This window comes from Amycolatopsis sp. NPDC054798, from assembly GCF_053611505.1.
This window is the reverse complement of sequence record NZ_JBSHAM010000022.1, coordinates 23,443-41,820: the sequence shown is the minus strand read 5'-3', so window position 1 is coordinate 41,820 and position 18,378 is coordinate 23,443. Positions and strand designations below refer to the sequence as shown.

The following is an 18,378-nucleotide window of genomic DNA, read 5'->3' as shown; positions in this document are numbered from 1 at the left end:
CAAACGCGGAACTCAGTCCGTTCCGGGGATCGGTTCGAGCGGGGCGGCCTTCGGGGAATGACCGGCCTGCTCGGCTTCCTTCAGCCCGCGCGTCGTCACGCGCGACGCGAACACGAACGCGGAGATCGTCAGCCCGATCGCGGCCGCGACGAAGGTGGCTCCCGTCCCCTGCCAGCGGGCCAGCGCGCCGCCCAGCAACGCGCCCACCGGCACGACGCCGAGCACGATCAGCCGGTACGCGGCGGTGACCCGGCCCAGCAGTTCGTCCGGCACCGCTGCCTGCCGCAGCGTGCTGACCACGATCTGGTTGAGCGCCGTCGCGATCGCGCTCAGGAACATGAGGATCTCGACCAGGACCACGCTGTGGGTGAGGCCGAGCGCCGCGTAGCTCGCGGCGGGGACGAGGGCGGCGAGCCAGGTGACCGGACCGCCGCCGAGCAGCGGCACCGCCCTGGCCGCGATCAGCGAACCGAGGATGGCTCCCACCGCGGGCACCGCGATGAAGAACCCGTACCAGGAGGTCGTCACCCCGAGCGGGCCGGTCGCGATCAGCACGAGCAGGCTGGCCGTGGCGGAGGAGAAGAAGTTGATCGAGGCGGAGATGAACGCGACCCGGCGCAGCAGCCGGTGGTCCCAGAAGTACGACCAGCCTTCCTTGATGCTGCGCACGACGTCGCCCGCCGAATGCGTGCCGCCGCTCGTGTCGTTCGCGGTGGGCAGCATCCGCGGCAGGGTCACCAAAGCCAGCGCGGCGAGCGCGAAAAGCCCGGCGCTGGTGGAAAACACCAGCACCGCCGACATCGCGAACAGCGCCGCGCCAGCCGGCGGCCCGATGAAGCTGTGGATCGCCGACTGGGTGGCGAACAGCCTGCCGTTCGCCCGCTCCAGGTCCTTGCGCTCGACCAGCCTCGGCGGGACGGTCAGCGCGGCGTTGTCCACCAGAGTCTCGGCGGTGCCGGTCAGGAAGACGGCAAGGTAGAGGATCGCGATGCTGTGCAGGTGCGCGACCAGCATCGCCACCAGCAGCAGGAAACCGGCCGCCCGGACCGCGTTCCCCCAGACCATGATGAACCGCCGGTCGACCCGGTCGGCGAGCGCCCCGGCAGGCAGGGTGAACACCAGCCACGGCAGGAACTGCGCCACGGTGAGCCCGCCGATCAGCAGCGGGTCCCTGGTCACCACCACGGCGAGCAGGGGCACGGCCGCGATCACCAGGCCGTCGCCCAAGTTCGACAGGACCTGCGACATCCACAGGCGGGTGAAGCTACGCCCCAAACTCATGTGCACTCCTCTGCGATTCTTGCCCGCTGACTGCTTCCGGTGTTCCGTTCCTCCCGTCGAGCGCCGCCCTGATCCGGTCGTAGTACGGCAGCTGGTCGCGTTCGTATCTCTCCGCGACCGGCTGGAGTTCGGCGGGCAGTTCCTGCCGAGTGCGGGCGGCGACGCCCAGCGCGGTCGACGCGCTCGCCCCGGCGTGCCACCGTCCGGTGGCGCCCCAGCTCGGCGGCGGCTCCTTCCGGAACGCGAGCGAACCGGGCACGAACGGGATTCCCGTCGCCGCGCAGTACGCGGTCATCTCGTGCTCGGGGTCGCGGACCATCCGGTCGCCGTCGACCAGGTGCATCGGCATCCCGGCGGCGCGGACGGTGGCCACGACGTCCCACAGGTTCCGGAAGCCCATCGCCTGCGACGTCGCGTCCGCTTGCAGCACGAGGTGCGAGCGCACGGTGTCCCGGGGGTTCCGGATCATCGCCGCGTGACGGCACCGGCGCACGAAAGCCGGGTTCGCGCCGAGCCGGTCGAAGGGAAAGTCGGTGGTGTCCTTGAAGAACACCGGCCGCCCGGACGCGGTTTCGAGGAGCGCGGCCATCACCTCGTCCTGGCTCGTGCAGGTCCGGCCGCCGACCTCCGCGACGCCGAAATCGCAGACGCGCGAGAACGGTTCGTGGACCACCAGGAAATCGCCGCGCTCGTACATCGCGCGCTCGAACGCGGTCGAGCGCGACCGCGGCACGCACCACAACGCCAGCAGTTCGGTCACGGCTTCGCCTCCAGCAGCGAGTTGTCCAGTTCCCGCAGTGCCGTCCGCAGGATCCGGACGCCCGCGAGGTATTCCGGGATCGCGATGTGCTCCCCGTCGGTGTGGTTCTGCTCCGGGTCGCCGGGGCCGTAGGTGGCCATCGGGACCGTCCAGGATCGGCTCAGCGTGTTCATGTCGCTGGTGCCGGTTTTGAGGCTGTACCGGGGTTTCCGGCCCTCGATGGCGATGGCGCGGGACAGCGCCCGGACGCACGGCGAGCTCCGCGGCACGACCACCGGCGGGACCTCGTACGCCAGCGTCACCGCCGCGTGTTCGCCCAGCACTGCCGAGACCTGGCGGCGCAGCTGGTCGGGCGAAATCCCCGGCGGAGTGCGGAAAGACAGCGAACAGCTGCTGGAGAACGGCTCGAAGCGGCCGTTCTTGACGACCATGCCGACGTCGGCGAAGTGCGCGTTGCCGCGCGTCGAAAAGACGTCGAGAAGCCGGGCCAGCGCCGCGATCAGCGTCTCGCTCGACTTCAGCTCGGGCGTCGCGGTGTGCGTGCGCGTCACCTCGCACCGGACGTCGAGCTGGACCATTCCCTTGTAGCCCACGGTCACCGTTGACGCCCCGCTCGGCTCTCCCACCAGCACAGCGTCCGGTTCGGGCACGGTCTCGCGGACGTGCTCCGCGCCGCGCGACGACAACGCCTCCTCCTCGACCACGCCGACCCAGTGGACGCGCAGGCCGAGGTCGCGGCTGGTGAGCGCGGCGACGAGCATCGCGATCAGCGGTCCCTTGGCGTCGACTGCGCCACGGCCGCGGATGCGGGTATCGCTGTGCTCGAACGGCACTTCGCCGGGAACGGTGTCGAGGTGGCTCAGCAGCATGACCGTGCGCGCGCCGCTGCCGACCACCGCGTGCACGTTTCCCACGGCGTCAAGAAAACTGTCCGCGCCGAATCCCGCCGATGCCTCCCGCAGCCGCTCGGCCAGCCGCCGCTCGTCCCCGGAGACGGACGGGATCGACACCGCCTCGGCCAGCAGCGCGACCGCCGCGCTGTCGACCAGCTCGCCCTCCCGCGTGCTGAAATCCTGAATCGTCATGCCGGGCCCAGCCCCTTCCCGATCAAGGTTCCGCCTCCGCCGAGCGCTTCGGTCAGCGGCGCTCCCCCGCGTCCGTCGCAGATCTGCACCGCCCGCAGTCCTTTGCCGAGCGCCTGCGTCGCGGCGGCGACCTTCATCCGCATTCCGCCGCGGAGAGCCGGGACCAGCTGTTCGGCGTCGGCCACGCTCAGCGCGGCGACGGTGGACGACGGATCGTCCGGACAGGCCAGCAGCCCCGCCGTGTCGGTGAACAGCAGCAGCCGGTCCGCGCGCCAGGCCGCGGCGATCTCGCAGGCCATCCGGTCGGCGTCCACATTGGTCGGCTGCCCGTCGGCGGTCATACCCGGCGGACAGACGACCGGCACCATTCCCAGCGCGTGGACGGCATCCAGCAGGCTCGGGTCCACGCTGACGATCCGGCCGGCCAGGTTGTCCCGCACCACCCGGGTGCGGCCGTCGGACACCGCGCGGATCGCCGCCTTGCGCTCGGTGCGGACCAGCCCTCCGTCCATTCCGGACAGTCCGACGGCCGGGACCCCGCGCTGCCGCAGCGCCGAGATCAGCCGTGCTTGCGTCCGCCCGCGCAACGCCATCATCGCCGCGGTGAGCGTCGCCGCGTCGGTGTATCTCGTCTGCATGCCGTCCGGGGACCGCAGGGTGCGGCGCGGCAGGCCGAGTTCGCCGAGGGTCTGGTCGATGTCCCGGGATCCGCCGTGCACCACGGTGATCCGGTGGGTGCGCCACAGCGCCGCGAGGTCGTCGGCGAGGCCGGTCCCGCGTTCGTGGAGGCTGCCGCCCCATTTCGCCACGATTCTCATCGCGCTCACACCGGGTGCAATCCGGGGAAGGCCAGCCCGCTGGTCTCGGGAAGGCCGAGCAGGAGGTTCATGCACTGCACAGCGCCGCCGGCCGCCCCCTTCACGAGATTGTCGAGGCTGGCCATCACGAGCGCGCTGCCCCGGTTGTCCACGGCGATGCCGATGTCGCAGTAGTTCGAGCCGAGCAGCACCTTCGGGTCCGGATACCGGAACGCTCCGCGCGAGCTGGTGAGCAGGCGGACGAAGGGTTCCGAGCCGTAGTCCTCCCGGTACAGCCGCACGAGTTCCCGTTCGCTCAGCTCGACCGGCACTCGCGCCAGCGTCTGGACTCCGCGGACCTGCGGCGTCGCGGTGACCGTCATCGAGGACTCCACGCCGAGCGCCTCGGTCACCTCCGCTTCGTGCCGGTGGCCGAACGGCGCGAACACCCGCAGCACACCGCTGCGAAGCGCATGGGAGTTCGAGGTGTCGGCGGACGCTCCGGAGCCGCTGCTGCCGGTCCGTGCGTCGACCTGGACCGAGCGGAGGAGACCGCGCTGAGCCAACGGCGCGAGGCTGAGGATCGCGCAGGTGGCCATGCAGCCGGGAACCGCGACGCGATCCGCGTCCACGATCTGTTTGCGGTGCAGTTCCGGCAATCCCCGGACGAACGCGCCGTCTCCCGCGCGATTCCAGCCGTAATAACGCTGCATGAGCTCGGCGTCCTCGATCCGGAAGTCCGCGGTCAGATCGACGATCTTCGGCGCGTACTCGCTGATCTCGCCGAGGATCTTGGCGGTGGAACCGTGCACGCCCGCCAGGAACACGAGGTCCACCGGCTCCAGGTCCGCGCGCTGCCGGTACCGCAGGCCGCTGCCGCGCAGCGGCGGATGCGCGGTCTCCACCGCCCGGCCCGCGTGCGTGTCCGAGGTGACCGCCACGACCTCGACGCCAGGGTGGTGCACGAGCAGCCGGAGCAGTTCGCCGCCCACGAACCCCCGGCCGCCCACCACCGCGATCCGCTTCACGCCGTCCCCCTCTCTTCGAGGACGGCACCCGCGCACAGGTCGACCATCCGGGCCGCGACGTCGATGCCGGTCGCGCTCTCGAAACCGCGGAACTCCGGCCGGGAATTGACTTCGAGCACCAGCCGCCGTCCGTCCGCGCCCTCGACCAGGTCCACGCTCGCCACCCGGGCGCCGACCGCGGCCGTCGCTTCGAGGCACAGCCGGCGCACCTCGTCGTCCGGTGCGAGCAGTTCGACTTCCGCTCCCCGCGCGACGTTGTTGCGCCAGTCGGCGCCCGAGCGGACGATCGCGCCGAGGAAATCGCCGTCGGCCACGATGCCCCGCAGATCCGGCGAACCGGGCCGGACCGCCTCCTGGACGATCGCGGTCCGCATCGCCGCCGACGGCAGTTCCGCGCAGTGTTCGAGCACGGCCTCGGCGGCGTAGCGGTCGTTGATCAGGCTGACCCGCTTGCCCCACGACGCGCCGAGCGGTTTGACGACAACCGGGTAGCCGATCGCTTCGATCGCCAGCAACCCCGCTTCGGGTGTCTGCGCGAGCAGTGTCGCCGGCGTCGGGATCCCGGATTGGCGCAGCCGCAGGTACGTCGACCATTTGCTGCCGCAGATCCGGCTCGACTCGGCGTCGTTGACCGGGTACGCCCCGAAAGCTTCGAGCGTCTCGGCCATCAGCAGCGCGCGCTGTGCGGAGATCTCGCGGTTGAGCACCGTCAAGCCCGGCAGCCGGTCGAGCTGCTCCGGCGCGAACGACATCGCGCGGGGGTCCAGCCGGTGCACCGCGAGCCCGCGATCGTCCATTTCGGACAGCAGGCGGCGTTCCTCGTAGCGGACGACCGACAGCACGATCCCCAGCGCCCCGGCGGTCATTCGCCCCAATCCTCTTCGGACTCGGGGGCGATCGCGAGCTTCAGCGGGGCGGTGGAGAAGATTTCCAGCTCCGCCGAGCATTTCGGGCAGCTGACGATCTCGCCCGGGTAGCTGTCCGCCTGGATCTGGACGTCCCCGGCGCAGCTGAGGCATTCGGTGAGCATGTGCGTCCCCTTCCCTGTCGGTTGAAGTTCTCCGGTGAAAGCCAGCACCCGGCGGAGAACGGAGGCGGCGTCGAGCCCGCCGGAAGCGAGCAGGTCCGCGTGCGAACCCGGGGCCAGGAAGCCGTCGAGACCGATCGGCAGCCAGCGGATCCCGCGCGCCCCGGCCGCCGCGGCGACCTGCGCGCCCATGCCGCCCGAGGGCCACGCTTCTTCCAGCGTGACCAGCCACTGGCATTCGCCGGCGATGAGGTCGGCGACCGCGGCGGCCGATTCCGGATCGACTGTGTGCGCGTTGACCACCTGGGCGCGGTAGCCCTCCGCCAGCAGTCCGCGCGCGACTTCCAGCGCGGTCAGCAGCATCTCCGGTCCGGTGGCGACCAGCGCGACGTCCTGCCCGGCGCGGACTTCCTGCGGGACGCCGAGCTCCGGTTCGGCCAGCCCGCTGAAGACCGGCGAATCCTTGCGCCCCAGCCGGAGGTAGGTCGGCCCGTCGTACTCCAGGCACTGCTCCAGCAGCGAGACTGTCTGCCGCGCGTCGGCCGGGACGACGACGCGCATGTTCGGCAGCGCGTTCATCAGGGCGAGGTCTTCGGCGCAGTGGTGCGTCGGGCCCAGCCAGCCGCCGCTCACACCGCCGTGCGTGCCGACGATGCACACCCGCCGCCGCGGATAGGCGATGTCGAGCTTGACGAATTCGAAGGCCCGGCTCGCCGAGAAGGCGGCGAAGGTGCAGACGAGCGCTCGCCAGCCGAGGTGTTCGGCACCCGCGGCGAGACCCACTGCGGCGGATTCCGCGATACCGACGTTGAGATATTCCATCTCCGGAGTTGGTATGACAGTCCCGGTGTCGGTGTCGACCACGAGCACGTTGTGCCGTATCGCCAGCTCCGGCAACGCGCTCGAGAAGGCGGCCCGGGTGCTCTTGCGCTCGGTTTTGGTTTCAGCCACGGCGCGGCCCTCCCCGCCGCATCCCGGCTTCGACCCGCCTGCGCTTCTCCGCGTCGAGCCGGACGAAATGCGACACCGCCCGCCCGGCGAGGAGCCCCGCGCCGTTCCCCTTCACCGTCCGGCACACCACTGCCGCCGGCTCTCCCGCTCCGGCTGCTTCCTCCAACGCCGCGCAGAGCCCGGACAGGTCGTGCCCGTCCGTCTCGACGGTGTGCCAGCCGAAGCCGGACCACCGTTGCGCGGCCGGGGCGCCGTCGCTCACCTCGTGCACGGAGCCGGTCTGCTGGAAGTCGTTCGCGTCGACGACCACGACCAGGTTGCTCGCGTCGGACGCCCGGCTCACCTGCGCCGCTTCCCACACCGAACCCTCCTGCAACTCGCCGTCGCCGACGAGCACGAAGGTGTTCGCGGGCGGTGCGGCCGCTTTGCGCTGCGCCCAGGCCACGCCGTTCGCCAGGGCGAGTCCGTGGCCAAGCGAACCGGTGGCGAATTCGACGCCGGGGACCGCGACGTTGCCGTGGGTCGCCAAACGGCTGCCGGGACGGCAGAAGGTACCGATCTCCTCCGGGGGGAAGAACCCGCGTTCGGCGAGCGTCGCGTACAGCGCCATCGCCGAATGTCCTTTGCTCAGGACGAAAACGTCCCGGCCTTTCCACTCGGCGTCGGCCGGATTGATGTTCATGACGTGGAAGAACAGGGCGACCAGGATCTCCACCGACGACATCGAACCGCCGAGATGACCGCCCTCCGGCCCGGCGCACATCTCGACGATGTGCTCGCGGACGCGGTCCGCGCGGGCTTCCAGAGCTTCGAGATCCGGTTTGCGCACAGCTGTGGTCACGAGACCGCGCCTCTCTCCAGAACCGCGAGATTCGCCCACACTTTCTCGACGGCGTCGGCGAACCTCTGCAGCAACGGCCCGGCGTCCGGCGGCAGATGCCGTTGCTGGACGGTGAAACTCCGGTCGATGACATCCTGGGTGACCGGCCAGGCAGGCGGCTGCCGGCAGAGGGACCGCAGCGCGGGCTGATCGGGCAACGGCATCATCTGGTACCGGGTCGCGGGCACGCCCTCGGCCCGCAGGGCCCGGATCAGCAGCGTCCGGGCGGCGGCCGTGCTCAGGTCCGGGAAAAGCCGGTCCAGGTCGACGACGAAGCGCAGGATGTGCCAGGCGTGCTCGTAGCCCTCCGGCTCAGCGGGACACACCAATCCGGGCAGATTCCGCAGCCGGGCAAGGAAAGCCGCGACGTTCTTCCGCCGCGCCGCGTGATACGCCGGGAAGCGTTCCAGCTGGCTGGCGGTGTACGCGGCTTGGACGTTGCTCAGCTTCGCGTTGAAACCCAGGCGATGGCTCACGTAGCGGCGCGGCTGGTCCGGCCGGATCAGCTCGCCGAACTGCCGCAGCTGGACCAGGCTGTCGGCGAAACTGTCGTCACCGGTGACGATGAGGCCGCCCTCACCGCAAGTCGGGAGGTTTTTCGTCATCTGCAGGCTGAAAGTGGCCGTATTCCCGAACGCACCGCATGGGACGCCGTGATAGCGGGCTCCGTGCGCCTGCGCGGCGTCCTCGATCACCGCGCAGCCGTGGCGGCGCGCGAGGTCGGTGATGGCCGCGATGTCCGCGCTGAGGCCGTGCAGATGGACCGGGACGACCGCCTTGGTGCGTTCGGTGATCGCCGCGCCGAAACTGCGCGGCGACATCGTGAAGGTGACCGGATCCACGTCCGCGTACACCGGTGTCGCGCCGACGTGCGTCACCGCCATCGCCGTCCCGACGAAGGTCAGCGCGGGGACCACGACCTCGTCGCCCGGGCCCACGCCGTGGGCGAGGAGCGCGAGTTCGATCGCCGTGGTCCCGTTGCTGACGGCGACGCAGCGGCGCACGCCCAGAAACTCGGCCCAGGACCGTTCCAGCCGCTCGACCGCGGTCAGCCCCTCCCGGTCGGACACGAGGACGTTCGACTCCAGCACCGCGAGCACCGCGGCCCGGTCCGCGTCGGTCGTCCTCGGCCAGTCCACCGGCGCGAGCGACGGCAGGACCGGTTCCCCGCCGGCGAGCGCCAGCTCCCCACCGCTTCCGGCACTCATCTGGCCTCAGCCCACCCTCTCGACAGCGCGAGCCGCCATTCGACAGCCAATTGCTCGTACGCGTGCACCAATTCGTCGCCGCGGCGCTGAATCAATTCCGGCACCCGCGCCAGTTCCGCCGCGTGCGCGCTCAGCAAGCGCAGGTTCGACCACGCCGACAGCACGCTGTCCGCGGCCGCGGCGATCCCGGACAGATACGGCAGGCGCGTCCGGCGCGCGAACTCCTGCGCGAGGCGGCCGTGCAGGAACGCCTGTGCCTGCATCGCCCAGCCGAACGTGTAAGCGGGCCGCAGTTCCGCCGGGTCGCCGCTGCGTTCCCGCAGCCGCTGCACGAACCGCCGCACCCCGGCCCCGCCGGTCCACACGCGGTCCGATTCGCTTGCCGCGCCGAGGTTCCAGCGCTCGAGATTGCCCGTGAGCGCCCGGCCGAAATCGTCCGCGGTCAGCACCCCCGGCTCGGAATCCACGCGAACCGTCAGCAGCCGCCCCGCGATTTCGCTGCTGGAAAAGAAGACGTCCTGGTGGTCGGCCGGATTGCCGGAGGTCCACGCGTTCACCAGGTGCTCGGCGGGCAGCCACCCCTGGAAGCGGGGCGGCTGCGCGTCGGACACGTAGAACTCGGTTTCCCCGCCGGACTTCCGCCAGGCCGGGACCACGACGAGGTGCGCGGCGTGGACGTCGTGGTAAGCGGGGCGGAACGGGAGATGGTAATTGTCCACCGCGACGATCACGCTCGAATGCTTTTCGATCACTTCGACCAGGTCGCCGGCATTCCTTCCCGACGTCCATTCCGATTCCACGTCGTGATAGGGGCACAGATCGGCCGCCACGCCTCGGCTGCTTTGCGCGGGACGGTAGAACTCCTCGCACATAGTGTCCTCGGGCGCGAACGCGAATTCGCACGCGAGGCCGAGCACCTCGACCGGGCGCAGGCCGTGCTCCAGCAGAATGCTGCCGACCGTGGTCTGCAGGCAGCTCAACGGATCCTCGTACCATTGCGGGTAGGTGCCCGTCGCACCGTCCCAGCCGCGTTGTCGTAGCATGCCGAAAACCTTTCCGAAACAGTGGTTCAGCGGCCGAGCAGCGTCATCGCGAACAAATGCACCGCCGGGTTCTCCGGCAGCGAAAGCGCGCAGAGCGGCTGCCTCCTGGTGACCGGGACGCGCTGGCACCACAGGGTGATGCCGATGCGTTCCTGCACGTGCTGCGGATAATGAATGGTGTCGGTGCGCAGCGCGAATTCCTCGCCGTAGTCCGACCGGCCCTCCCACAGATCGGAGAGCTCGAACCGGTCGCGGCTCGCCGATCCGTCGGCGAAATGCCAGGTCACGTAGTCCCGGACGCGCCGCTCGCCGCAGCCGATGACGTACAGCCAGTCCCAGCGCCGCCGCGGGACCTCGATCCACTGGCCCGAGCAGACCAGGTTGTCCGGGCCGCTCCCGTCCAGCCGGGTGCTGCGCAGCGGGACGCCGTCGACGACCCGCTCCAGCGGCCCCGGCTGCGCCGGGATCGAGTTCCGCCAGACGTTCAGCCGCCCGTCGGCGAGGTTGTCCGGCGTAGTCGCCGCCTGGTTGTTGAGAAACGGTTCGAGCGGGAGCATTTCGTGGACGGTCACCGGAGTTCCTTTCGCACCAGTGCTCTGCGCTGCAGCCGGGGTTCGACGACGGCGAACCCGCACGCCTCGAAGGTGCTGACCCGGCCGTGGAAGCTGTAGGGGTCGAAGCCGGACGCCGGGTCCCGGTCGTCCTCGGGGTACGCCTCGATCAGGTCTGCCTTCTCCTCGCGCGCCCATTCGGCCGCGCGGTCGATCAGCTGCCGGAGCAGGCCGCGGTGCCGGTGCTCGCGCGCCAGGTAGACGCAGACGATCGACCAGATCCGTTCCGGGTCGTCGCCCGGGAGCAGTTTCGCCGCGCGGGACCGCTGCAGCCGTGGGAACCCGAGCCGCGGGCCCGCGCCGAGCCAGCCGACCGGGACGCCGTCGACCGTGCCGAGCACGCCGACCCGTTCCCCGCCCTGGACCAGTTCGCCGAGCGACTCCCGGCGCGCGGCCGGGCGGCACGCGGAATAATCCTTCGAACCCAGCCGGAAATACATGCACCAGCAGTATTCGACGAGCCCTTTCGGCCCGAAGAACTCGTCGAGCGCGGGCCAGTCTTCCGGTCCGGCCACGCGCGTCACCAGTTCGCTCATCAGTCCTCCTTTTCGCGGCATCCCCGTCTCCCCGTCCGGCCTAGTTCCAGCGGACCGCCAGCGGCAGGCGCACGACGCCGTTCAAGAAGTTCGAGACGAGATGCCGCGGCGGCCCCGCGAGGGAGAAGGACCGCACGTTTTCCCGCCACAGATCGAAAAACGTCTTCAACCCGGCGACGGCCACGTGCTGGCCGACGCACCGGTGCACGCCGAGCCCGAACGCGAGATGCCGGTTCGGGGAACGGTCGGGGACGAACCTGAACGGTTCCGGGAATACCTCCTCGTCCCGGTTGGCCGAGGCGGGCCAGGCGGTGACCAATTCCCCCGCCCGGACCTCGGTTCCGGCGAGCGTAGTAGTGGCCGTCGCGCGCCGCAAAACGTGGTTGATCGGGCTCGCCCAGCGCAGCGCCTCGTCCGCGAACCGCTGGTCCGTGCGCTCCTGGCGGGCGAACCACGACCAGAGGTCGCCGTCGCCGGCCAGCAGGATCAGGATCTGGTTGATCGTCTGCGGCACCGTCGGATTGGCCCCCATCAGGAACGCGTACGCGTTCAGCAGCGCGACGTCGCGGCCCGGGTCCCCGACCACGTCGGCGGCGAGCGGGCACCGGCCGCTCACCGAATCCTCGGGCGGACCGGATTCCAGCACCTCGCCGAGTACGGTCATGATCGTCGTGTGGGCCTCGAAAAGGTCGATCCGGCGCTGCCGCTCGGAGCGCGGAACGTCGGCTCCGCCCATCGCGCGGACCGTCGCCCGGCCGGTGACCGGCCATTCGCTCTCCGGAATGCCCATCAGCGGGCCGGTGATCGTCATCGGCAAGGTGATCATCTCTTCGCAGAAGTCGAAGGTCTCCTTGCCGCGGACGGCGTCGAACAGTTCGCGCATGCGCGCCTCGATCCCCGCCTGGAGCCGTTGCGTGGCCGGCACCGTCATCAGCGGGGCGAAAACGCGCTTCAGCTCGGAATGCAGCGGCGGGTCGGTGAGGTGGATCGCCGCCCCCGCCGCGACGTCCCCGTCGCCGCGCACGCTGAGCATGGTGCTGTAGGCCGAGGAGAACGTCTTGTGGTCGCCCAGAACCGCTTTGACGTCGGCGTGCCGCATCGCCGCGAGGAACTGCTGCCCGTCCGGAGTCCGCTGCCGGTGCAGGCCTCCCTCGGCACGCATCCGCTGCCATACGGCGTGCATGTCGTGGGCGGAGTACAGCGATTCGTCGTAGATCTCCGGTGAAGCCCCGTCCGGGGCCTCGGAAACATCGAGGGCGACTCGCATGAAAACGTCTCCTTTGCGTGAAAGTCAGGCAGCGAGCCCGAGGTTCTCCGCGCACCGCAGGTAGAACCGCGAGGCGACCGACCATTCCGTGATGCCCTGCGCGCCCAGCACCTGCATCGAGGCGCGGACCGCGCGCACCGCGGCGTCCTGCTCGACCAGTTCGAACCGCCGGAGCGCCGCGTCGTCCAGCTCCGGCAGGGTGTCCGCGATCTCCTGCAACCGGATGCTCACCGCGTGCAGTTCGGCGTAGGAACGGATGAGCGGGAACATCAGCGCGTCGATGTCGGCCAGCTTGCGGCCGAACTGCTCGCGGCCGGCAGCGTGTTCCCAGGCGGTCCGGAACAGTCCGATGCCGAGACCCAGCACGTACGCCGCGTGCCGCACCCGGCCTTCGCGCGACCCGGGCTCGCCGGGCGGACGGTAGGCGTTCTCGAACCCGAGGTACCCCAGGCTCAGGCTGATCGAGCAGCCGACGGCGAGCCCGAGGCCGAGCCCGCCGTCCTCCTCCGGGGTCTCCACCTGGTCGAAGCCCAGTTCCGCCAGCGTTCCCGCCAACGCCGCGCGGCGGTCGGCCGAGTAGCTGAACAGCGGTTTCGCCTTGATCGCGGCACCGACCGGTTCGAGCACCTCGACGACGGTGGCGGCGAGTTCCCCGCCGAACCGGTGCAGGATCTCCCGGCACCGGGTGGCACAGTCCTCTTTGAGGTCCACCGAAAGCGTCGACAGCATGATCTCCGACGAACCGGCCGACAGGGTGAGCCCGGGAGATTCGGTCAGCCCGGACACCAGTTCCTCGCGGACCAGGCCGTCGTGCGGCCCGGTCCGGAGCGTCCGCCAGCGGCGCAGCACCTCGTGCCCGACCTGCTGGCACGTCTCGCTGGTGTACAGCTTCGCCACCGCGGTGTCCGTCGCGGTCGCGTCCGGGCGGAGGAACACCTCCGTGGCCGCGCGGGCGACGGTCGTCGCGCATTCGACCTGTCCTTCGAGCAATTGCAGCTCGTCCGGGCCGACCGCCGCCGCGCGCAAGGCTTTCAGCCACCGCGCCGCCCGGACGACGTGGTCGATCCCGGTGCGCTCGATGGCCAGTGCGCCGTCGAGCAACGCCCAGCCGCGGCCCTCCTCCCCGATCCGGCGCCAGCTTTCGACCTCGACGTCCCGCAGCCGTACCCGGCACATCTGCTCGGGCTGAATGGTCTCGACCAGTTCGACAGTCACGCCCTCCGCCGCGAGGTCGATGACGAAAAGCGTGATGCCGTCGTACTTGTGGCCGTCGTCCCCGGTGCGCGCGGCCACCAGCGCCGAACCCGAGATGTGGCTGTAGATGCTGAACACCTTGACGCCGTTGAGGACGTAACCGTCGCCTCGGCGTTCCGCCCGCGCGCGCAGCGACGCGAGATCGCTGCCCGCTCGCGGCTCGCTGTAGAGCACCGTGGCGAATTCCTCGCCCCGGCTGATTCGCGGGAGCAGGTCGTGTTTCAACCGGTCGGAACCGGATTTCAGGACGAAGTAGCCGACGATCTGCACGGTGAGCGCGTACACCAGGTCCGGCAGCCCGGTGGCGATGAACTGTTCGAACAGCTCGATCCCGACCTTGGTCGGCAGGCCGGAGCCGCCGAATTCGACCGGCCAGTCCGGCGTGAGCAGCCCGCGCCTGCCGAGTTCCCGGTAGGCCTCGGCGATCGCTTCCGGTTCCATTTTCCGGGCGCGGAGAACAAGATCGCGCCAGTGCGGCGTCTCGACCAGCTCTTTCAACGACGCGTGCAGTTCGGGCCCGGCGCCGGTGCCGACCTCCGGCCTGCTCGCCGGGAGATCCAGCGCGCTCCGGATGATCTTTTCGATGGTGGCGAGGGTGTCGGCGTTCCGCAGCAGGCCGTAATGCTCGCCGGGCAACTCCTGGAACTCGACCTCGCCTGAGGACACCGTGCGCCAATCCCGTTTGTACGACTCCGCCGCGCGCACCACCACGACATCCAGATCTCCCGGCGTCGGCCGCCATTTGCGGAGAAGACGGCTGTTGTGCCCGAAAATCCGGAGGCGCTCGGAGAAGGTCTCCTCGTCCATGCCGACGATCTCGGCTGCCTCAGCCGCGCTGCCCGCTGGGAACTCGCCGTCGTGCCCGCCTGAGCGCAAGGCGTCGCGGACGAACCATTCCAGCTCCTCGGCCGGGGTCGACTCCTCGTACTCGACCGTCGACCACGTCGAATCGAGCAGCACCACCTTCGGCCGTTTCCCGCGCGCGGCAAGCAGATTGGCGATCTCCCAGGCCAGCGCGCCGCCGAACGACCAGCCGCAGACCAGGTCGACGTCCGGGCAGTGCTCGTCGAGGACCCCGGCGTAGCGGCGCGCGAGATCCTGCATCGACTCCGTCGGTTCGCCGCTGTCGACCACTTCCCGCGACGATTCCAGGCCCCAGCAGCGGTAATCCGGGAACCGCCGCACCAGCGGCTGGTAGGTCAGCAGGCTGCCGCCGACCGGATGCGCGAACAGCAGGCTCTTCGCGCCGGGAGCCGACCGGCTCAGCTCGACCAGTCCCGGCCCGCCCGGCGCCTCGGACCTCGCGCTGAGATAGCTGCTCAGGCGTTTGCCGTCCCCGTCCATCTCTCCTCCTTTCCGGATGCGCTCGCACTCATTCGCCGGCCAGCAGCCGGGCGACTTCCTCTTCGGTCATCCCGGCGATCGCCTTTTCCAGTTCCTCCGCCGGCAGCGAGGCCAGCCGGGCCCGTTCGACCTCCAGCGCCATGCTCTGCACGCTCGAATCGTTGAAGAACGCGGCGAGCGAGATCGTCGCCGAGAACAGCTTCTTGATCTTCGAAACCAGCTGCGCCGCTTGCAGGCTCGTGCCGCCGAGGTCGAAGAAGCTCGCCGTCTTGGGGAAATCGGTGCGGCCGAGGATCGGGCCGAACGCGTCGGCCAGCATGGCCCGTTCGAGCTCGGTGAGCGCTTCCGCGGGCGCGGATTCCACGGTGTAATCGGCGTCCGGCAGCGCTCGTTCGTCGATCTTCCCGCTGCCGTTGATCGGCAGTTCGTCCAGCAGCACGAAGGTGGACGGCTGCATCGTGGACACCAGCCGCTTGCGGCAGTACTCCCGCAGCGAGCTTTCGCTCGCCTGCCGCGATCCGCCGGTCGCGCAGTAGGCGACGATCCGCTTCTGCTCCCCGTCCTGGCGGACCTGCACGTGGACGTTGCGCAACCCCTCGGCGGCGCGGAGCACGCTCTCGATCTCGCCGACCTCGATCCGCACCCCGTTGATCTTGACCTGCCGGTCCCGCCGCCCGACGTACACTAGGCGGCCGTCCCCGTTGTGCCGTACCAGATCCCCGGTCAGATACACCCGCGCGGACGGATCGGGCCCGACCGGATCCGGGACGAACTTCTCCCGGTTGTCCTCGTCGCGGCGCCAGTAGCCCGGCGTCAGCCCGACCCCGCCGAGCGCCAGCTGCCCGATGACGCCCTGCGGCACCGGCCGGTTGTGCTCGTCCAGCACGTACGCGACGTGGTTGTCCATCGGCCCGCCGATCGGCAGCCCGGCCGGCGGCAGCGGCTCTTCCAGCTCCTCGACGACGCTGGTGACCGTGCATTCGGTGACGCCGTAGCCGTTGAAAATGCGCCTGCCCTTGCCCCACGCGCGCACCAGCTCGTGCGAGAAGGCCTCGCCGCCGACGAACACGATGCGCAGGTCGTGCAGCGGAGCCGGATCGAGCAGCTTCATCACCGACGGCGGCAGGTCGGTCACGGTGACCCGGTGGTCTTCCAGGAACTGCTGGACCTCCGCCATGCTCAGCCGCATCACCGACGGCACGACGTGCAGCGACGCCCCGCTCAGCAGCGCACCGAACATCTCGAACACCGACACGTCGAACCCGCAGGACGCGTAGCCCAGCACGCGATCGGCCGGGCTGAGTTCGAACAGCGTCTGGACGTTCCGGATGAAGCCGAGGATGTTGTCGTGGGTGATCAGCACGCCTTTCGGCTTGCCGGTGCTGCCCGAGGTGTACATCAGGTAGGCGACGTCGTTCCCGCCGCGCGCGGGTTCGGGCAGGTTCGCCGGAACCGGCGCGTCGACCGGCAACCGGCATTCCGCGCCTGGTGAGATCCCAGCTGTCGTCGCGTCGCATACCACGCAGCGCAGGTCGGCGTCGTCGATGATCGCCTCGATCCGGCCGCGCGGGTTCATCGCGTCGATCGGCACGTAGACCGCGCCGAGCGCGAGCAGCGCCAGGACCGTCGCCGAGAAATCGGCCGACGGTTCCAGCGCGACGCCCACCCGGTCGCCCGCGCGGACTCCGGCTTCCGCCAAATAGCCGCGAAGCGCGTCCACCCGTTGGCGCAATTCCCGGTACGTAAGATCTTTCCCTGGAGTGCTGACGGCCAGCCGGTCCGCGTGCTCGTCGGCGACCCGGCAGAACCGCGCGAAGACATTGCCAGTCGGGGCAGGCGCCTGCGTGCCGATGCCGAGCCGGGCTTGGACCCGGCGGGATTCGGTGTCGCGCGCCCACAATTCGCGCATGCTGACGTCCGGTTCGGCGATCGCGCCGCGCAGCAGCCAGACGAACACCCGCTGCATGGTTTCGATCGTCGCCCGGTCGAAGATGTCGGTGTTGTAGACGGTGTGCACCTCGAGGTCCGGGCCGCTGCGCGCGATCGTCCACTGCTGGAAGAACTTCGCCTGCGTGGTGGGGACCTCGACCTCGGTCGCGGAGATCCCGTCCAGCCGCATCGGCTCGGTCCACTCGTTCATCGTCAGCGTGTACTGGAACAACGTGGACCGCGACGGATCGCGCCGCACCTGCGCGCTCGCGACGATCTGCTCCAGCGGCAGATAGCCGTGCGCCTGCGCGCCGCGCAGCCGTTGCTGGACCCGCTTGAGCGTTTCCTGGAACGTCTCGTCCGGGTCGAGGTGGAACCGCAGCGGCAGCATGTTGATGAAGAAACCGAGGGTGCGCTCGCATTCGACCTCGGCGCGGTTCGCGCTGGGCATGCCGAAAACGACGTCGCCGGACCCCGAATACCGGTGGTAGAGGCAGGCCATCACGGTGGCGTAGACGGTGATCGGGGTGGTCGCGAGCGACGAGGCGAGCCGGTTGGCCTGGGTCGCCAGGCCCTCGCAGGTCTGGACCACCGCGCGGCCGAGGTAGGTCACCGCGGGCGGCAGCGGGCGGTCGCCGGGAATGTCCATCACCTCGACGTCGCGCAGCGCTTCCGCCCAGTGGTCCGCGCTGGCCTGCCAGGCGCCGGCGCGCATCTGCTTGCGCTGCCATTCGCTGAAATCGGCGAACTGGACGGCGGGAGGTTCGACGAGCGGCACGGTTCCGGCGCGGCGCGCGTTGTATTCCTTTTCCAGTTCCTCGAAGAAGATCGCGGTCGACACCCCGTCGAAGACGATGTGGTGCACGACCAGGCCGAAGTAGTGCAGATCGGGGCGGACCCGCACGAGATCCGCGCGCCACAGCGGGAATTCCGTCAGCGTCATCCCGACCTCGGCGAGTTCGTCGAGCATCCGGCGGGCCTGCGCCTCCGTGGGCGCCGACGAGCGCGGGACGACGATCTCGGGGTTTTCGACGATCCCCTGGAAGAACTCGTCGTTCTCTTCGAGCACATAGGTTCGCAGCGCCTCGTGGCGGCGGACGATGCTCGCGAAGGACTCGGTGAGCGCGTCGGCGTCCAGTTCGCCTTCGAGGCGGAACAGGAAGGCGACGTTGTAGGTCGATTTTCCGGTGGCGAGCTGGTCCACTACCCACAACGTGTCCTGCGAATACGACAGCGGCACGTTGCCGCGGTCCTGGCGGGGACGCGGTCCGTCGGTGATCTTGGCGCGTGCACGGGCCAACATGTCGGCAAGCGACTTCTTCTTGCCCTCCGCGGTGCTTTCGTGCACTGTACTCACCCGTTGCTCCCTTCCCGGTG

General features: G+C 70.0%; 15 protein-coding genes. All 15 read right to left on the bottom strand.

Annotation, left to right across the window (positions count from 1 at the left end; all coding sequences use genetic code 11):
* Positions 1 to 12: 12 nt before the first annotated feature.
* The 15 genes from ACWGIC_RS16280 to ACWGIC_RS16210 are packed head-to-tail and all read right to left on the bottom strand — an operon-like array spanning position 13 to position 18,358.
* Positions 13 to 1,281 (bottom strand): MFS transporter, encoded by a 1,269-nt coding sequence (locus ACWGIC_RS16280; protein ID WP_452076737.1) that lies wholly within the window; start codon positions 1,279 to 1,281, stop codon positions 13 to 15.
* On the bottom strand, positions 1,265 to 2,041 hold the full coding sequence (locus tag ACWGIC_RS16275; protein WP_452076736.1) for a hypothetical protein: 777 nt from the start codon (positions 2,039 to 2,041) through the stop codon (positions 1,265 to 1,267). The genes ACWGIC_RS16280 and ACWGIC_RS16275 overlap by 17 nt, the downstream gene beginning before the upstream one ends.
* Positions 2,038 to 3,126 (bottom strand): M20/M25/M40 family metallo-hydrolase, encoded by a 1,089-nt coding sequence (locus ACWGIC_RS16270; protein ID WP_452076735.1) that lies wholly within the window; start codon positions 3,124 to 3,126, stop codon positions 2,038 to 2,040. The genes ACWGIC_RS16275 and ACWGIC_RS16270 overlap by 4 nt, the downstream gene beginning before the upstream one ends.
* On the bottom strand, positions 3,123 to 3,944 hold the full coding sequence (locus tag ACWGIC_RS16265) for a [LysW]-aminoadipate kinase (protein ID WP_452076734.1): 822 nt from the start codon (positions 3,942 to 3,944) through the stop codon (positions 3,123 to 3,125). The genes ACWGIC_RS16270 and ACWGIC_RS16265 overlap by 4 nt, the downstream gene beginning before the upstream one ends.
* A gap of 5 nt (positions 3,945 to 3,949) precedes the next feature.
* Positions 3,950 to 4,951 carry an N-acetyl-gamma-glutamyl-phosphate reductase gene (argC, locus tag ACWGIC_RS16260; protein ID WP_452076733.1) on the bottom strand — a complete coding sequence of 334 codons (1,002 nt, stop codon included), beginning with the start codon at positions 4,949 to 4,951 and terminating at the stop codon, positions 3,950 to 3,952.
* Positions 4,948 to 5,817, bottom strand: coding sequence for a RimK family alpha-L-glutamate ligase (locus ACWGIC_RS16255; protein WP_452076732.1), 870 nt, complete (start codon positions 5,815 to 5,817; stop codon positions 4,948 to 4,950). Before ACWGIC_RS16255 ends, argC begins: the two co-directional genes overlap by 4 nt.
* Positions 5,814 to 6,929, bottom strand: a complete 1,116-nt coding sequence (locus ACWGIC_RS16250; RefSeq protein WP_452076731.1) for a transketolase C-terminal domain-containing protein — start codon at positions 6,927 to 6,929, stop codon at positions 5,814 to 5,816. Before ACWGIC_RS16250 ends, ACWGIC_RS16255 begins: the two co-directional genes overlap by 4 nt.
* Positions 6,922 to 7,770 carry a transketolase gene (locus ACWGIC_RS16245; protein ID WP_452076730.1) on the bottom strand — a complete coding sequence of 283 codons (849 nt, stop codon included), beginning with the start codon at positions 7,768 to 7,770 and terminating at the stop codon, positions 6,922 to 6,924. The genes ACWGIC_RS16250 and ACWGIC_RS16245 overlap by 8 nt, the downstream gene beginning before the upstream one ends.
* Positions 7,767 to 9,017: a DegT/DnrJ/EryC1/StrS family aminotransferase gene (locus ACWGIC_RS16240; protein ID WP_452076729.1), complete on the bottom strand. Its 1,251-nt coding sequence runs from the start codon at positions 9,015 to 9,017 to the stop codon at positions 7,767 to 7,769. Before ACWGIC_RS16240 ends, ACWGIC_RS16245 begins: the two co-directional genes overlap by 4 nt.
* Entirely contained in the window at positions 9,014 to 10,060 is a 1,047-nt protein-coding gene (locus ACWGIC_RS16235) for a BtrH N-terminal domain-containing protein (protein ID WP_452076728.1), read from the bottom strand. Before ACWGIC_RS16235 ends, ACWGIC_RS16240 begins: the two co-directional genes overlap by 4 nt.
* Positions 10,061 to 10,086: 26 nt before the next feature.
* Positions 10,087 to 10,632, bottom strand: coding sequence for a hypothetical protein (locus ACWGIC_RS16230; protein WP_452076727.1), 546 nt, complete (start codon positions 10,630 to 10,632; stop codon positions 10,087 to 10,089).
* Positions 10,629 to 11,207, bottom strand: coding sequence for an N-acetyltransferase family protein (locus tag ACWGIC_RS16225; RefSeq protein WP_452076726.1), 579 nt, complete (start codon positions 11,205 to 11,207; stop codon positions 10,629 to 10,631). The genes ACWGIC_RS16230 and ACWGIC_RS16225 overlap by 4 nt, the downstream gene beginning before the upstream one ends.
* A 40-nt stretch (positions 11,208 to 11,247) precedes the next feature.
* On the bottom strand, positions 11,248 to 12,474 hold the full coding sequence (locus ACWGIC_RS16220; RefSeq protein ID WP_452076725.1) for a cytochrome P450: 1,227 nt from the start codon (positions 12,472 to 12,474) through the stop codon (positions 11,248 to 11,250).
* Between the two features lie 24 nt (positions 12,475 to 12,498).
* Positions 12,499 to 15,072, bottom strand: a complete 2,574-nt coding sequence (locus ACWGIC_RS16215) for an alpha/beta fold hydrolase (RefSeq protein ID WP_452076724.1) — start codon at positions 15,070 to 15,072, stop codon at positions 12,499 to 12,501.
* Between the two features lie 28 nt (positions 15,073 to 15,100).
* Positions 15,101 to 18,358, bottom strand: coding sequence for a non-ribosomal peptide synthetase (locus ACWGIC_RS16210; protein ID WP_452076723.1), 3,258 nt, complete (start codon positions 18,356 to 18,358; stop codon positions 15,101 to 15,103).
* Positions 18,359 to 18,378: the final 20 nt, after the last annotated feature.

Excerpts from the sequence above, each read along its gene's own strand:
- ACWGIC_RS16280 (WP_452076737.1), bottom strand. The coding sequence starts at position 1,281 with ATGAGTTTGGGGCGTAGCTTCACCCGCCTGTGGATGTCGCAGGTCCTG.
- ACWGIC_RS16270 (WP_452076735.1), bottom strand. The coding sequence starts at position 3,126 with ATGACGATTCAGGATTTCAGCACGCGGGAGGGCGAGCTGGTCGACAGC.
- ACWGIC_RS16265 (WP_452076734.1), bottom strand. The coding sequence starts at position 3,944 with ATGAGAATCGTGGCGAAATGGGGCGGCAGCCTCCACGAACGCGGGACC.
- ACWGIC_RS16255 (WP_452076732.1), bottom strand. The coding sequence starts at position 5,817 with ATGACCGCCGGGGCGCTGGGGATCGTGCTGTCGGTCGTCCGCTACGAG.
- ACWGIC_RS16240 (WP_452076729.1), bottom strand. The coding sequence starts at position 9,017 with ATGAGTGCCGGAAGCGGTGGGGAGCTGGCGCTCGCCGGCGGGGAACCG.
- ACWGIC_RS16235 (WP_452076728.1), bottom strand. The coding sequence starts at position 10,060 with ATGCTACGACAACGCGGCTGGGACGGTGCGACGGGCACCTACCCGCAA.
- ACWGIC_RS16225 (WP_452076726.1), bottom strand. The coding sequence starts at position 11,207 with ATGAGCGAACTGGTGACGCGCGTGGCCGGACCGGAAGACTGGCCCGCG.
- ACWGIC_RS16220 (WP_452076725.1), bottom strand. The coding sequence starts at position 12,474 with ATGCGAGTCGCCCTCGATGTTTCCGAGGCCCCGGACGGGGCTTCACCG.
- ACWGIC_RS16215 (WP_452076724.1), bottom strand. The coding sequence starts at position 15,072 with ATGGACGGGGACGGCAAACGCCTGAGCAGCTATCTCAGCGCGAGGTCC.